Raw genomic sequence first — 14,393 nt, 5'->3', positions numbered from 1 at the left:
TATACATTAATTAGGCTATTTCCAATTCTGGAATAGAAACTGCAATTAATTCTTCTTTATAAAACTGAAGATCCATTTGAATCTTTATATTTTCAGAAGCAATGGATATTTGAAATAGATTTTGATAGTAAGCAATACCTTCAAACAAATTACTTTTAAAAGCTTCCCATTTTTTTATTTGTTTGGTTGTAACCTCTTCTGAAATAGTTGCTATTTCATTTCTTAAATAATCCACATACATTTTCAATTCTTTTACAAACATATTTGGTCGATTTACATTTGAAAGTACAGATGCATTTCCATAAATATGCTGCATCATGTTAGAAAGAGACACTTCTTTATCAAAATAAGCCATATTTGGTCCTGGACAAATTACGACACCTTGTGCCTGGCCTTTTATTTTGATATCGTTTTCTAGATAAGATGCATTTGCCAACCCAACACACAAACATGCTTTTTCGGTGATTTTTGCTTTGGCATTTTCATACATACTTGAAGAAACTTCAGATTTTTTAGTTTCTAATTCTTTCAGTTTTACATCTTGATATTTTTTTGAAGCTGTACAAATTCCTTCTGGTCCAAATTCTTTGCTCAAAGCTAAAAATTTCTTCGGACAAGAGCTTCCTGGTTTATTATCGTCGATACGTTTTTGTTTAAAAAACTCGTTGGTGGTTCCTTTAATAGTATTAAAAGGAACTCCTAAAGGGGAAATTCCACTTAAATACAAATCTTTTTCTTGGGCCTTAGCCAATAAATCTCTGGTTTCCTTATCTACCGAAGTAGCTTCTGGCACCAATAAAAATGGCGTTCCCCAACCTACAGAATCTACCTGGTAATTTTCTAGTAGAAATTCGTGTTCGACTGCGGTTCCCACACCACCTTGAACCGTAAGTTTTAAATCTAAGGGATGTTCCGGAACGGCTAATCCTTTTAAACTTAATCCTTTTACAAAAACATCATGAGTATCTTGGATTAATTCAGATTTTTTGTTTTTAAATTCCTCTAAAATTGGTCCTAATAAAAAGCCTTCTGTTGCAAAAGCGTGTCCGCCACAATTTAAACCAGATTCAATTCTGTATTCTGAAACCCAAAGTCCTTTTTTTGCTAAAAACTTTCCTTGAATGGTTGCCGAACGATAATCGCTCACTTTCAAAATAATCTTCTTTTTTAAATGTCCTTGACTATCAGGAAAGAAGTCGGTGAAATTTTCAAAGTAACTATATAATCTCGGATTCATCCCAGCTGAAAGTACTACAGAAGAGTTTAGATTACTATTAGCGAAACCTCGAAGAGAGGCATGAGCATCATTAAATTCTACTGGTAATTGTTCGCCTTTAATAAAATTATCCTTATCCACTTTAGTCATGATATTAACATCAATGTCTCCAGCTTTTAAATGGGATTCTAAGTAATTCTGTATATTTTCCTTTAGCGCAGAACCTTCATTCATTAAATTAGAAAGTCCTTCTTTAATTGTGGATTTATTAGGTAATGTAGCCATGAAATTATCTAAGGCTAATTTACTTTCTGATAATTCCGTTTTAAATTTTGAAAATTTTTCTTTAACAATACTATCTACCAAATTCAAATAAGACGTAATACGTTCGGCACGATAATCTTGTGCTTTTTTTGATATTTCTTGATATGGGATGTCAAATTTCTTACTGTAAAAGGCATTCATTTTTTCCATGAGCTCGTCGTCTATAATCGATATTACTGACGAAATACCAAATGGAGCTACGCGAATAGGACTGTCTATTGTAAAAGCTAATCCCATAACTGGAATATGGAAACTGTGTAAAGATTTAGGTAAAGTCATCTTTTAATTTTTTTAAAAATTAAATAAGCTACAAATATGACCAATCCATTTGGGCTAAAAGATGACAAATATCATACCTTTTAGTCTTTTTTAAAATTTAACATCATTTAAAATAAAAGAGCTTACAATAAATAGGCTCCTTATTTAAAAAACAATATTAATTAATCAAATTTTAAAAACTGAAATGAGTACTAATAGATTTTTTTTTAATGTCAGAATTAATACTTCCTAGGTAATTTCAAAAAAAAATGAATAGTCTATAAAGTAATACACTATTAATATTTTTTAGAGAGTATCAATGTTGCTGATTTTTTTGAATTTTTTAGTTAAGAATTAAAACATTTCATAAAGTGTTGTTATTATAACACCGTCACAATTATTTAATTTAAGAGACAATAACTGTCTTTTATTTTTTACGACCAAATTAAAAGGAGGAGCTAGTAAATCTATTCCACTCTGCTTTTTTAGTCTAATTCCTTGTCCTGAAATAATCTCTTTATTGGGTTTAAAATCTCCTTCTGGGACATGTTCAGTTAAAATAACATATTTAAAATTAGTTAGCTTTTTAATTATGTTTTGTACTTCTGAATTTGATAAATGTTGTAATACTTGTCTCAATAAAGCACAATCTCCAGAAGGGAAATCGTCCGTAGCAATATCAAAACAATGAAATTCTAAATTTTCTTCTTTAAACATTTCTTTATTATACTCAATTAGATCTGGGACTATATCTACAGCAACATATCTCTTAGTATATTTCACCAATTCTTTTCCTACATTGAAATCTCCACAACCTAAGTCGCAAACTACAAGTGGGTTTTTAAAAGAAATTAAAAACGATATTAAAACATCTAAATAAGGATTTACTATCTCTGGGAGATGTGATCCTTCGCCAGAATAAAAATCTGAGTTATCCCTACCCCAAAGTTTCATTTCGTAAATCTGTTCCATAGCTTCTTTAGTTGGCCAGGGCTTATTTAATTTTTTTATTACCACTTCTTTTTTCTTCATAAACGTGTAATCTGTTTGTGCAACAATTAGAATTTTACAAAATAAGATGAAATTTATTAATATACCTGTTGCACCTATTTCTATAAAAGTATGTATTCGGGTATTTAATTAACCTATGTTCAACCTAAAGAAAACAAAAAAGCCTTTACATCTCTGTAAAGGCTTTCTATTGTTAAGCTCCTCCTCTTGGGCTCGAACCAAGGACCCTCTGATTAACAGTCAGATGCTCTAACCAACTGAGCTAAGGAGGAGTGTTGTTTTCTTTTAGAGTCTTTTTTCTGACTTTCACATTTTCTAAACTTACCATAAATTACAGCAGTTAAGTAGTGTGTTTTTTCGCGTTAGCGAGCGCAAATATAAATTAAATATTAGTTATTGCAAACTATATTTTAAAAAAAATTAATTAAAAATAGCTTTAAAAATATCGTTCCCGTTGGCGAACAAAACTAAAGCAATTAATATGAAAAATCCAACCATTTGAGCATACTCTAAAAACTTGTCACCTGGCTTTCTTCCAGAAATCATTTCATAGAGTAAAAACATGACATGTCCACCATCTAAAGCTGGGATAGGCAATAAATTTAAAACCCCTAACATAATAGATAAAAAGGCTGTAATACTCCAAAATACTTGCCAGCTCCAAAAGCTTGGAAAGATATCATAGATTGCTTTAAATCCTCCAACACCTTTATAAGCACCAGTACTTGGTGTAAAAATGGCTTTGAATTGTTTTATATATGAACTTATTTTTTCTTCTGTTTTTATAAAGCCAACCGGAATTGATTCAAAAAAACCATATTTTTGAGTTTCAAACTTGTAGTATCCTAAGGCTTCTAATGTTTCATTGGTAGCACGAGATGCATAAACCAGACTCAATTTCCCATCGTTACTAACTTGAAGTGGAATTTGTAGCTTTTCCTGATCTCTTAAAACCGTAGCTTCTACATCTTGTCCTTTTAAAGTTTCAAGAGCAGGAATTACTTCATCGATATATTTTGTTGACTGGCCATTAAAAGCAGTGATTATATCTCCTTTTTGAATACCACTTCCTTTATTAAAAGAAGAATCTGGTACTTCTGCAATAATAAATGGCATTCTTAAATCTATAAACGATTTTTCTTTAGAATCTATTAATTGAGCTAAAAAATCTTCTGGTAAGGTCACGGTTGATTGTTGTCCATTTCTTTCAATAACAATACTTTTTCCAAATAATACTTTTTCAGAAATCTGTGAAAAATGTTCAATTGTTTCCCCATCAACAGAAAGAATTTTATCCCCAGTTAAAAGTCCTGCTTTTTGTGCAGCTGTACTTTCAACCAAAACACCATCTGTAATGTTTTCATTTGGCAAGATTCTATCTCCATAAAAATAACTCATGCCTATATATATAACTACAGCCAATAAGAAGTTAACAGTAACCCCACCCAACATAATAATTAAACGTTGCCATGCTGGTTTTGAACGAAATTCCCAAGGTTGTGGTGGTTGCGCCATTTGCTCTTTGTCCATGCTTTCGTCTATCATTCCTGATATTTTAACATATCCTCCAAGTGGTAACCAACCTATTCCATAAACAGTATCCCCAATTTTTTTCTTGAATAAAGAAAACTTAACATCAAAAAACAGATAAAATTTTTCAACTCTGGTTTTAAAAAGTTTTGCAGGAATAAAATGTCCCAACTCATGTAAAACAATTAATAATGAAAGGCTCAATAAAAATTGAGATATTTTTATAACAAACTCCATGTAAATTAGTGTCTAATGTAAATTAATTTGCAAAAGTAATGTTTTAGCATCATTTAGAAAACAATTACTCCTGTAATACCTAGTTTTTTAACACGGATTTATTAATTATACCTTTATTAGTGTGTATTTGTAAGAAAAACAAACCTGTAGACAAGGATGAGAAATCCAACTGACTAGACCATGGTGTTGTAAACAATAGTTGGCCAATAGTGTTGTACACATTTATTTTATTAACAGTTATATTTTCGGGTTTAGAAATTGTTATGCTTTGTTTTGTTGGATTAGGATATATATTAAATTGGATATCTAAATCTACATCTTTTATACCCAAAGTCACAGTATTATACCTTGAAATTATGTCTTTTTCGGGGTCGAAAATAATATTATCAACAGGAAAAGTAACCTCTCTTAAAAACATTTCATTATTAACAGTATTGTTTAAAACCAAATCTAAAACCCCTCCTGAGGTACCTATAACTCTAATTGGAACTGGGGCTTCAAAATATGAAACAGATGAATGACTTTGCGTTTGGGAAATTGAAACTCGAATTTGATCTGTACTAGGCTGATGCCATTCTATAGAATAACTTGGATATCCCTGATTGTATACCCAATCGCTAAAAAATTCCGTTAAATCCTGTCCGCTTGTTGTTTCCATTATTTGCTTATAATCTTCTGTCTTAGCGTATCCATAAGACAGGTTTGAATCGTTTAAGTAATTTTGCATTCCTTGAAAAAAGTTGGCATCACCCACTTTTTTTCTTAACATATGAGTTACCATGGCGCCTTTATTATAGCTTAGTCTGCTGCTAAATATTCTACCTATATTCAACGTATCAGAATCTGTTAAATAGACAGCGCCTCCATTTTGGGAGGTAATTGAGTTATTTAATGAATTTTTCCAATTAATAAATGAATTATTACCATCTAAGTTTTCAACCACAAGCCCAGATAAATAAGTAGCAAAACCTTCATTTAACCAAATGTCTTTCCAACTACCACAAGTAACTTTATCACCAAACCATTGATGTGCTAATTCATGAGCAATCAAACCTCTTCCAAAGCTTCCCATAAAAGACACTGTGGTGTGCTCCATACCTCCACCCCAGCCAAATTGAGCATGTCCGTACTTTTCGCTTGCATAAGGATATTCTTGAAACAAGTTAGAAAAAAGATCCATTATATCTACTGTTACTGGAGTACTAGCCTGAGCCGAAGCTAGGTTTTCAGGATATACGTAATTAACAATTTCAAAAGGATTTCCATTGTTTTCTACAGTATGAGAGTACACCGAGTAATTGGTTACCGCTATAGCTACTAAATACGCAGGAATTGGATATTGGTGCTTAAAATGTGTGGTTTTATTAGTACCAATTATGGTTTGACTTTGTTCCAATCCATTGGCAACAGCAACATATTCTTCGTTTGAAGGATTGTTTACTGGAGTTGTAATATAAATATCAATACTATCTATTTTATCAATTAAATCTTGTTTACAAGGCCACCATCCTTTAGCGCCATAAGGCTCTGAAAGTGTCCATATTATTGGATCGCCATTATGGGTGTTCTGTTCGAAAGACCCAAATCCAGAACTCACCGGGTTTCCAGAATAGCTTATGGTTAATGAATCTAAAACACCCACATTTTGAACCTGATTTAAAGCTATTACAACCTCATCTTCTGAGTTTTGCACAAAAGAAAGTGGATTTCCACGTTGCAATACTTCAGAGACAACCATATTCTGAGTAAGCTCGAAAGTAACTTCTGAGAGATTCTCCTTGGCTTCAAAATAGGTAGTGACATCACCTGAAATAAAGGCTTGACTAGGATCGACATTCAATTCTAATCTATGATATGTTACATCGTAATTTCCTGTATTCATATTCACTCGTTGAAACATTTTATTTAAAGCAGCTTTTGTTTCAGCTTCTCTAATAATTTCCATCGATTTAGTAAAATCTTGTGCGTAAGAAAATATAGGCACAAGAACAAGTAAGTAATTTAAAAATCTATTCACGGTATTGTATTTAAGATGTTAAAAATACCGAATTAAACACTTATCTATCGTATTTTTGCAATCAAATCTTACAAGAAATTTCAAATTAAAAGGAAATGCTTTCATTTTTTAAAGACTATAAATACTTTGCTATAGTATTTGCAACCCTATCAATTATCATAGTTACCATTATTTACAACATTTTTGATGTTTATAAACCACTTCCAATTTACCAACCAGCAATGGTAAACACCGAAATGGTAGACAGTACCATTCAATATGTAAAAAAATATCATAAAATTGCTGATTTTAGCTTAACTAATCAAAACGGAGAAACCATAAATCAAGATACTTATAAAGACAAAATTTATGTAGCCGATTTCTTTTTTACTACCTGTCAGACCATCTGTCCGATTATGACGGACCATATGGTTTTAATTCAAAACGCTATTAAAGAAGATGAAGATGTCATGCTGCTTTCTCATACTGTTACTCCGGAAATTGATTCGGTGCCACAACTAAAAAAATATGCAATTGATAAAGGGGTTATAGATAGTAAATGGAACTTAGTAACAGGCAACAAAAAAGAAATTTATGCCTTAGCACGAAAAAGTTATCTAGCTGTAAAAACAGATGGCACTGGAGATGAATATGATATGATCCATACCGAGAACTTCATGCTTATAGATAAAAAACGTCAAATTAGAGGTTATTATGATGGCACAAATTCTGAAGATATTTCACGATTGCTTGATGAAATTGAAATCCTAAAAGAGGAATATAAATAGTTTTATAGTTCACAATTTTTTTAGACTAAAATTTTATACTATTTTTGCTTCTTTAAAATCAATCTAAATAAGCTTGCAAGTTACACTAGCACATCTAAAACGAGGAGAGAAAGCCATTATTACTGATGTTTCCTCCATTTATATTCCTTTAAAATTACTAGAAATGGGTTGTTTACCAGGAAATGAGGTCGAACTTCTTCAAGTAGCTCCATTTTCAGACCCTCTGTATCTTAATATAAACGGAACGCATTTGGCTATAAGAAAAGAAACAGCTATCCATGTTTTAATTGAAATTTGTAATGAGTAAACAAATCAACGTCGCCTTAATAGGGAACCCAAATACTGGAAAAACTTCGGTTTTTAATGCCTTAACAGGTTTAAACCAAAAAGTTGGTAATTATCCAGGTATCACAGTCGAAAAAAAAGAAGGTATATGTAAACTTCCTCGTGGCGTTAAAGCCCATATTATAGATTTACCTGGAACCTACAGCTTAAATGCATCCTCTCTAGACGAAAATGTGGTTATAGAATTGCTTTTAAATAAAAACGACAAAGACTTTCCGGATGTTGCAGTAGTAGTAAGCGATGTAGAAAACTTAAAAAGAAATTTACTTTTATTTACTCAAATAAAAGATCTAGAAATCCCTGTTATTCTTGCCATAAACATGGCAGATAGAATGAAATATAAAGGTATTTCTTTAGATGTTCCTTATTTAGAAGCAGAACTTGATACCAAGATTGCTTTAATCAGCACCAGAAAAAATAATGGAATTGATGTTTTAAAAGAATTGATTTCAAATTATAAAGACCTTTCTATTAAGCCTTGTTTGAATGCATCCGAAATTGATAAAAAATATTTTGATGATCTTCAAAAGGTTTTTCCAAATCAGTTGTTATATAAGCTTTGGTTAGTTATTACACAAGATGTTAACTTTGGTAAAACGGATAGAAATGAATATGAAACCGTTGAAGATTTTAAAACAAAATCTAAAGCTGACCTAAAAAGGTTACAGCAAAAAGAAACAGTAAAGCGTTACCAGTTTATTAATAATGTTCTTAAAAAAGGGCAAACCATAGACCTGAGTACAGCTAAAGATTTACGTATAAAATTAGACAGGATTTTAACTCATAAAATTTGGGGTTATGTTATATTCCTGCTAATTCTACTCCTTATATTTCAAGCTATTTACGATTGGTCTGCCGTGCCAATGGACTTTATTGATGCTTCTTTTGCCGCTTTAAGTGAATGGACCAAAGACTCTTTACCCACAGGAACTTTCACCAATTTACTATCTGAAGGAATTATTCCAGGGCTAGGAGGAATTGTGATATTTATTCCACAAATTGCCTTTTTATTTCTCTTTATTTCTGTGTTGGAAGAAAGTGGTTATATGAGCCGTGTCGTCTTTTTAATGGATCGAGGAATGAGACGTTTTGGTTTAAGTGGAAAAAGTGTTGTGCCATTAATTTCCGGAACTGCTTGTGCCATTCCTGCTATTATGGCCACTAGAAATATTGAAAGTTGGAAAGAGCGGTTAATTACTATTTTGGTAACACCATTTACTACCTGTTCGGCCAGACTTCCAGTGTATTTAATTATTATCGCGTTAGTGATTCCCGAGGGAAGCTTTCTAGGAATGAGCTATCAAGCTTTAACTTTAATGTTACTTTATTTAATAGGATTTGGAGCTGCCTTGATTTCTTCCATGATTCTGAATAAAATATTAAAATTCAAAAGTAAATCGTTTTTTGTAGTAGAAATGCCAAATTACAAACTGCCTTTAATGAAGAATGTTGCTTTAACAGTAATTGAAAAAACAAAGTCGTTTGTGTTTGGTGCGGGAAAAATTATTTTAGCTATTTCTATAATTTTATGGTTTTTGGCATCTTATGGCCCAGGAGATGAATTTAATAATGCTGAAGAAATAGTTACCGAAAAATTTGCTTCACAAGATTTATCCGAAGAGCAATTAGAAAACGAAATAGCCTCTCAAAAATTAGAATATTCCTTTATCGGTTTAACAGGAAGAGCCATAGAACCAGCCATTAGACCTTTGGGTTACGATTGGAAAATTGGGATTGCCTTAGTGACATCATTTGCAGCTAGAGAAGTTTTTGTTGGTACATTAGCAACCATTTATAGTGTAGGTAACGACGAAGAAGAAACTATTAAAAACAGAATGGCTGGAGAAGTAAATCCTATTTTAGGTGGGCCACTATTTAATTTTGCTTCAGGAATTTCCTTATTGCTATTTTATGCTTTTGCCATGCAATGTATGAGTACACTTGCCATAGTAAAACGCGAAACCAATAGTTGGAAATGGCCTATTTTACAATTGGTATTAATGAGTGCTTTTGCCTATGTGGTAGCCCTAATTGCTTACCAAATATTGATTTAAAGTTTTAATGTGAATTACGACTAACAAATTTATGAATGATCTTCTACAAAATATTTTAGCCTTTGCAGCACTTTTTTTGGCTGTGGCTTTTTTGGTGAAGAAATTTTTCTGGAAAAAACCCAAATCAAAAAAAGGAGTTAAGCCACACGATTGCGATAATTGCCATTAAATATTTATTCTTTATTAGCTATTTCTAACAGAAGATAATACGCTTCTATCTTAATTTTTTTTCTAGAATTTAAATTGGGTAAAATTCCAAGAGCTGTTATTGTAGATGTTTCGGAAGTAAATAAGGTCAATAACTTTTCATCCATTTTCTTTCCAGGTTGAAAAGTCAGATTTTTTTGCTCTATTACTTGGTTATCTTTTAAAATTTCAATCAATACAATAGCTTCACCTGCCCATATACAAGTTACATCTTCAGGACATCGAGAATCCGATAATACATCAGAAAACTTTATTTGAACATCTTCTACCTGATAGGTTTTTCCTAAAAATAGTTTTGCAGCTATCTTTGGAGCTTCCACTTTTACAAGGGTCGAATCTTGAGAAAAAGCGATCAAGAAACTAAAGAAAAATAAAAAAAATAAAGCTTGTTTCATCATATAAAATGTGTAAAATAGGCCTGTATTATATTAAGACAATTATGTTTTTTGGATATATAAATTTTGTGCCACACTGTTAGAAACTACCATTTCTAATTCGTTTACTTTAATTTTTATCGAACTATCAAAAGCTTCTTTATGTAAGACTTCAATTTTTGTTCCAAGCTCTATCTTGTTGTTGTTTAAATATTGCAAAAACTCTGAAGAACTATCGTTAACTCCAACACATTTATAAGTTGCGTTAATTTGCGCCTGAGCCAACGTTATTTTGTCAATAAAAGTAAAGTCGCCATGTTTATCTGGAATGGGATCTCCATGTGGATCGTGAGTTGGATGTCCTAAAAAAGCATCTAACTTATCAATTAGTTTTTGAGATTTTATATGCTCTAACTGCTCAGCTAATTCATGAACCTCATCCCAAGAAAAATGTAATTTATCTACTAAAAACACTTCCCAAAGCCTATGTTTTCTAATCACGTTAATAGCAATCGTGCTACCAGATTCGGTAAGTATGGCGCCTTGATATTTTTTATAATCTACATAGTTTTTTTCAGCTAGCTTCTTAACCATATCCGTTGCAGACGAAGCTTTTGTACTCATAGCTTCTGCCAATGCATTAGTGCTTACCATTTCTTTACCATGTTTACTTAAATGGTAAATGGCTTTAATATAATTTTCTTCTGTTAAGGTTATCATTTTAAATTTTAAATACACACAAATATAAAACAATTAAATAACAAATAAATTTTTAGACTAATCTAAAAATTTATTTATCTTTGACAAAAATATATTTAACATGAGACTAACATATTTGCTGTTATTTTGCAACTTAGGCCTTATTGCTCAAAACAAATTTTCAATTAAAGGAACTATTACAAGCGACAACGAAACACTTCCCTTTGCAAGTATTTATTTAGAAAACACCATAAAAGGTACAACATCCAACTACGATGGTAAGTACCTTATTGAAAATATAGAGCCTGGAACCTATCAATTGATAGCGTCTTTTACAGGTTATAATACTGTAAAAAAGGAAATTAAAATAACCGATAAAAACAGCAACGTCAACTTTAATTTGGAAAGTGGTGAGTCTCTAAATGAAATAACCATTTCCGGAACTTTAAAAGCTGTCTCCAGGTTAGAAAGTGCTGTTCCTGTAGAAGTATATACTCCAACTTTCTTAAAGAGAAATCCAACACCAAATATTTTTGAAGCTCTACAAAATGTCAATGGAGTAAGACCGCAATTAAATTGTAATGTTTGTAATACTGGAGATATTCATATTAATGGTCTAGAAGGTCCTTATACCTTAGTTTTAATCGATGGAATGCCTATAGTTAGTGGCTTGTCAACTGTTTATGGGCTATCTGGAATTCCAAACTCTCTTATTGAGCAAGTAGAAATTGTAAAAGGTCCAGCTTCATCACTGTATGGAAGTGAAGCTGTTGGTGGTTTAATCAACATTATAACCAAGTTGCCAGAAAATGCTCCCTTATTTTTTGCAGATAGTTATATTTCTGGTTGGGGAGAATTGAATGTAGATGCTGGGTTCAAAACTAAAGTAGGAGAAAAAGCTTCTCTATTATTTGGTGCAAACTATTATAATTACAGTAACCCAATTGATAATAACAACGATAATTTTACTGATGTCACTCTTCAAGATCGTATTTCTGTATTTCAAAAATGGAGTTTTCAACGAAAAAATAATAGACAGTTTTCTTTAGCTGGAAGGTATTTTTATGAAGATCGCTGGGGAGGAGAAATGCAATGGAACTCGAGTTTTAGGGGTGGTAATGAAGTTTATGGCGAAAGCATCTATACCTCCAGATATGAAATACTTGGCAACTACCAACTTCCAGTTAATGAGCGGATAAACTTCCAATTTTCATATTCAGATCACGATCAAAATTCTGCTTATGGTGATACATTTTATATGGCTCAGCAACGTATTGCTTTTGGTCAGTTAATATGGGATAAACAGCTAAATAACCACGATCTCTTATTTGGTACAGCCTTGCGCTACAATTACTATAACGATAATACCACAGCCACAGATATAGCCGATGAAATAATAATTCCTTCACTTTTTATTCAAGATGAAATTGCTTTCAATACAAAGCAAAGCCTGTTACTTGGCTTGCGTTACGACTATGATAAACGTCATGGTTCCATCGTTACACCACGAATTGCATACAGATTTAAACCAACTGAAAACGATATTATCCGATTAAACGCCGGAACAGGGTTTAGAGTGGTCAATTTATTTACAGAAGAACATGCTGCTCTTACCGGAGCTAGAGATGTTATTATAGAGGAAGAGTTAAGCCCAGAAGAATCTTATAACGTGAATTTAAATTATCTAAAAAAAATATATACCACAAGTGGCATGCACTTTACTTTCGATACTTCTGCTTGGTTCACTTATTTTACCAATGCCATTATTCCTGATTACGATACCAATCCCAACCAGATAATCTACTCCAATTTAGATGGGTATTCCGTTTCTAAAGGTATTAGTTTTAATGTGGATGCTGTTTTCGCAAGTGGAATCCGCGCTTCTGTAGGTGCTACTTTCCAAGATGTTTCACAAACTATAGATGGTGAAAAAGTGAAGCAAATGTTAACTGAGCAGTATTCGGGAGTTTGGTCGCTTTCATATAAAAACTATCCAACAAATATAACCATAGATTATACCGGAAACCTTTTCGGACCTATGCGTTTACCTTTACTAAGCGACTTAGATCCTCGACAAGAATACTCTCCGGTTTGGAGTATTCAAAACATTCAATTTACTTATGATGGTTTTGAAAAGTTTGAAATATATGCAGGTGTAAAAAACCTATTAAACTGGACGCCTAACAAAGGAAATCCGTTTATTATTGCAAGAGCAGATGATCCTTTCGATGAAAATGTTATTTTCGATTCCAATGGAGATGTTGTCGCAACACCTGATAACCCGTATGCCTTAACTTTCGATCCCAGTTATGTGTATGGCCCTAATCAAGGTATCCGATTATTCTTTGGACTTAGATATACACTTTTTTAAAAAATACTCATTTTTTTAGTAACTTCGCAATAAATATTTAGACTCATGAAAAAATTAGTTTTTAGCTTATTAATTTTTGGACTTTTATTTAATTGTAAAAACGCCCAAGAAAGCAATGGCAAACTAAATATTGTAACAACAACTACCATGATTACCGACTTGGTAAGTAACGTGGGGGGAGATAAAATTAACATTCAAGGTTTAATGGGATCTGGAGTCGATCCGCATCTTTACAAAGCCAGTGAAGGCGACGTTTCTAAATTAGCAAATGCAGATATTATTTTTTATGGTGGCTTACACCTAGAAGGGAAATTAGTTGAAGTTTTCGAAAAAATGGGTCATCAAAACATTAAAACCATTGCCGTTTCTGATGCTTTAGATGAAAGCACACTTATTTCTTCAGAAAGTTTTGCCGGAAATTACGATCCACACATTTGGTTTAATATCGATTATTGGATTCAGATTACAGAATATGTAGCAAGGAATCTATCTAAAGAAAACCCTGAAAATAAATCTTTTTTTCAGGCTAATTCAAAAACCTATATAGAAAAATTACAGGTTTTAAAAGAAAAATTACGCGCAACTATAGAAACTCTTCCACAAGATAAACGTATTTTAGTAACTGCCCATGATGCTTTTAATTACTTTGGGATAGCTTTTGATTTTGAAGTAGTTGGCCTGCAAGGCCTTTCTACTGCTACTGAAGCTGGAGTTCAAGATGTTCAAAAACTTGCAGCCTTTATTATTGACAAACAAGTTAAAGCCATTTTTGTTGAAAGTTCTGTTCCTAAAAGAACTATCGAAGCCCTGCAAGCCGCAGTAATATCTAAAAAACATGACGTGGCTATTGGAGGTACTTTGTATTCCGATGCATTAGGAAACGCTGGAACTCTTGAAGGCACTTATATTGGCATGTTTGAATACAATGTGAAAACCATTGTGAATGCATTAAAATAAGCGATCTTACTATTCAGGAATTTCCT

11 protein-coding genes and 1 tRNA gene are annotated in these 14,393 nt (G+C 32.2%); 5 read left to right on the top strand and 7 right to left on the bottom strand.

Translation table 11 applies throughout. From position 1 onward, the window contains the following. Positions 1 to 10: 10 nt before the first annotated feature. The 5 genes from OS191_RS11405 to OS191_RS11385 form a co-directional block, all read right to left on the bottom strand. On the bottom strand, positions 11 to 1,819 hold the full coding sequence (locus OS191_RS11405; protein ID WP_267155836.1) for a hypothetical protein: 1,809 nt from the start codon (positions 1,817 to 1,819) through the stop codon (positions 11 to 13). A gap of 333 nt (positions 1,820 to 2,152) precedes the next feature. Continuing rightward, positions 2,153 to 2,830 carry a class I SAM-dependent methyltransferase gene (locus OS191_RS11400; RefSeq protein WP_267155835.1) on the bottom strand — a complete coding sequence of 226 codons (678 nt, stop codon included), beginning with the start codon at positions 2,828 to 2,830 and terminating at the stop codon, positions 2,153 to 2,155. A gap of 177 nt (positions 2,831 to 3,007) precedes the next feature. After that, positions 3,008 to 3,081, bottom strand: a tRNA-Asn gene (locus tag OS191_RS11395). A 148-nt stretch (positions 3,082 to 3,229) separates the two neighbouring features. Beyond that, positions 3,230 to 4,576: an RIP metalloprotease RseP gene (gene rseP, locus OS191_RS11390; RefSeq protein ID WP_267155834.1), complete on the bottom strand. Its 1,347-nt coding sequence runs from the start codon at positions 4,574 to 4,576 to the stop codon at positions 3,230 to 3,232. A 79-nt stretch (positions 4,577 to 4,655) separates the two neighbouring features. Then, positions 4,656 to 6,593 carry a M1 family metallopeptidase gene (locus OS191_RS11385; RefSeq protein WP_267155833.1) on the bottom strand — a complete coding sequence of 646 codons (1,938 nt, stop codon included), beginning with the start codon at positions 6,591 to 6,593 and terminating at the stop codon, positions 4,656 to 4,658. Positions 6,594 to 6,688: 95 nt separating this feature from the next. On the opposite strand from OS191_RS11385, the gene OS191_RS11380 reads away from it, so the two are divergent. The 3 genes from OS191_RS11380 to feoB all read left to right on the top strand — a co-directional run bounded on the left by OS191_RS11380 (position 6,689) and on the right by feoB (position 9,759). Further along, complete coding sequence (locus tag OS191_RS11380; protein ID WP_267155832.1) at positions 6,689 to 7,360, top strand: SCO family protein; 672 nt, start codon at positions 6,689 to 6,691, stop codon at positions 7,358 to 7,360. Positions 7,361 to 7,433: 73 nt separating this feature from the next. Further along, the gene (locus tag OS191_RS11375) at positions 7,434 to 7,667 is read left to right on the top strand and encodes a FeoA family protein (RefSeq protein ID WP_267155831.1); all 234 of its coding nucleotides are present in this window, start codon (positions 7,434 to 7,436) and stop codon (positions 7,665 to 7,667) included. Then, a complete protein-coding gene (feoB, locus tag OS191_RS11370; RefSeq protein WP_267155830.1) occupies positions 7,660 to 9,759 on the top strand; it encodes a ferrous iron transport protein B in 2,100 nt (699 codons plus the stop codon). Before OS191_RS11375 ends, feoB begins: the two co-directional genes overlap by 8 nt. A 173-nt stretch (positions 9,760 to 9,932) precedes the next feature. Here the strand turns inward: feoB and OS191_RS11360 are convergent, their stop codons facing one another. Together OS191_RS11360 and OS191_RS11355 are read right to left on the bottom strand one after the other, a co-directional pair. Continuing rightward, positions 9,933 to 10,361, bottom strand: coding sequence for a hypothetical protein (locus OS191_RS11360; protein WP_267155828.1), 429 nt, complete (start codon positions 10,359 to 10,361; stop codon positions 9,933 to 9,935). A 42-nt stretch (positions 10,362 to 10,403) separates the two neighbouring features. Beyond that, entirely contained in the window at positions 10,404 to 11,060 is a 657-nt protein-coding gene (locus OS191_RS11355; RefSeq protein WP_267155827.1) for a metal-dependent transcriptional regulator, read from the bottom strand. Positions 11,061 to 11,160: 100 nt separating this feature from the next. Between OS191_RS11355 and OS191_RS11350 the strand changes: the two genes are divergently transcribed. After that, complete coding sequence (locus tag OS191_RS11350; protein WP_267155826.1) at positions 11,161 to 13,410, top strand: TonB-dependent receptor; 2,250 nt, start codon at positions 11,161 to 11,163, stop codon at positions 13,408 to 13,410. A gap of 45 nt (positions 13,411 to 13,455) precedes the next feature. Continuing rightward, positions 13,456 to 14,367 carry a metal ABC transporter solute-binding protein, Zn/Mn family gene (locus OS191_RS11345; protein ID WP_267155825.1) on the top strand — a complete coding sequence of 304 codons (912 nt, stop codon included), beginning with the start codon at positions 13,456 to 13,458 and terminating at the stop codon, positions 14,365 to 14,367. The last annotated feature ends 26 nt before the right edge of the window (positions 14,368 to 14,393 follow it).

The organism is Xanthomarina sp. F2636L (genome assembly GCF_026410195.1).
Taxonomy (GTDB): Bacteria; Bacteroidota; Bacteroidia; order Flavobacteriales; family Flavobacteriaceae; genus Xanthomarina.
This window is presented reverse-complemented; position numbering and strand designations above follow the sequence as displayed.